Origin of the sequence: Nonomuraea sp. NPDC049784 (assembly GCF_040659615.1) — a bacterium.
Taxonomy (GTDB): Bacteria; Actinomycetota; Actinomycetes; order Streptosporangiales; family Streptosporangiaceae; genus Nonomuraea.
In genome coordinates this window covers 1-1,337 of sequence record NZ_JBFAMX010001221.1, presented here as the reverse complement: position 1 = coordinate 1,337, position 1,337 = coordinate 1, and the positions used below count along the sequence as shown (strand labels likewise).

Sequence of the window (1,337 nt, the reverse complement as noted above, 5' to 3'; positions counted from 1 at the left end):
GCCGCGTCGCCGACGGGTGCTTCGGCAGCTCCTAAGACGGGTGCGGCGACGACGGGTGCTTCGGCCGTATCCAAGACCGGCGCCTCGGCAACTCCTAAGACGGCTGCTACGCCTGCGCCCAAGACCGGCGCCTCCAAACCTGAGGCCGCCGGAGCCGGCAAGGGCGGCGACGAGTCCACCGGCCCCGCGGGCGCCGGCCAGGGAGGCAAGGGCGAACGCCCCAGGATGGTGAAGGTCATCGTCGGCACCCGCCGCTACCACAGCACCGCCTGCCCGTTGATCAGGGGCGCGGGGGAGACGGGCGTGGAGACGATGACGCTCGCCGCAGCGGAGGCCGCCGGGCTGACGAGCTGCTCGGTCTGCCAGCACGACCGCGAGACCGTGAGCTGAGAGCTGCCGCGAGCCGGTGAGCTGAGCGTCGGGCGCCTCGGGCCTGCCGAGTATCCGCGGTCGTGTGGCCGGGGCCTCGTGACGTGAGCCCGAGACAGCGGGTATGCGGCGCCCTGACCGATGCGGCCGGGTAGGTCGGCCGGCGGGCGACGTAGGTCCGTGGTTCGAAGGCCGGGACAACCACATATGAGCAGGATCAGCCCGGCTCCCGTCGTGCCGATGAGCCGGCGGCCTACCAGGCGATCCCGGTCGATTCGCTCAGGTGAGGAGGCGCCGGTAGCGGAGCTCGGTGAGGACGAAGCCCCGGGTGGTGTCCCGTTTCGTGGCTCCGTCGCCGTGCCATCCGGCGGCTTCGTAGAAACGCCGGGCGCGGACGTTGGTGTCCAATACCCAGAGAGTGGCCTGGTGGTAGCCGGTTTGGGTAAGGGTGGCCAGGACCGTGTTCATGAGTGCTCTGCCGATCCCGCGGCCCCAGGTCTCCGGGATCAGATAGATCGTGGCGATCTCGCCCACGGACGCGGGGTCTTCGTCTTCGTCCCGCGTCGGCAGCAGCCCGGCGAACCCGACGACGTCGCCGCCGGTCTCGGCCACGAGGACTCCCCTGCAGGGCCAGGCTGTCTCGGCCAGCCGACGTTCCCAGCCGGGTTGCCGTTCCGCGGGGTCCAAGTCGTCGAGGTAGTCCTGGGGGACGAGTCCTCGATAGGCGGCTTGCCAGGACCGCACGTGGACGTCGGCGATCGCTCGGGCGTCAGCGCTCGTCGCCTGCCGAATACGCATCTGTACGTGATAGCGGCACGAGCAGGTGCCTGTCGAGTCGTTGATCGAGGGTCGACAGGCCGAGGAAGGCCGGCACAACGGAGGTGCGGTGGGCCGAAGGGCCACCCCCCACGCGCGCCTGAAGAGCAAGGGCCACGTCTCAAGAAGGAATAACAAACAAAACCAGATCA

1 protein-coding gene and 1 pseudogene are annotated in these 1,337 nt (G+C 69.7%); one reads left to right on the top strand and one right to left on the bottom strand.

Annotated elements, in window-relative coordinates; all coding sequences use genetic code 11:
• A pseudogene (locus AB0J09_RS64895) lies at window positions 1–390 on the top strand (hypothetical protein); the annotation flags it as partial.
• Between the two features lie 258 nt (window positions 391–648).
• Here AB0J09_RS64895 and AB0J09_RS64890 read toward each other — a convergent pair.
• On the bottom strand, window positions 649–1,167 hold the full coding sequence (locus AB0J09_RS64890; RefSeq protein ID WP_360714471.1) for a GNAT family N-acetyltransferase: 519 nt from the start codon (window positions 1,165–1,167) through the stop codon (window positions 649–651).
• Window positions 1,168–1,337: the final 170 nt, after the last annotated feature.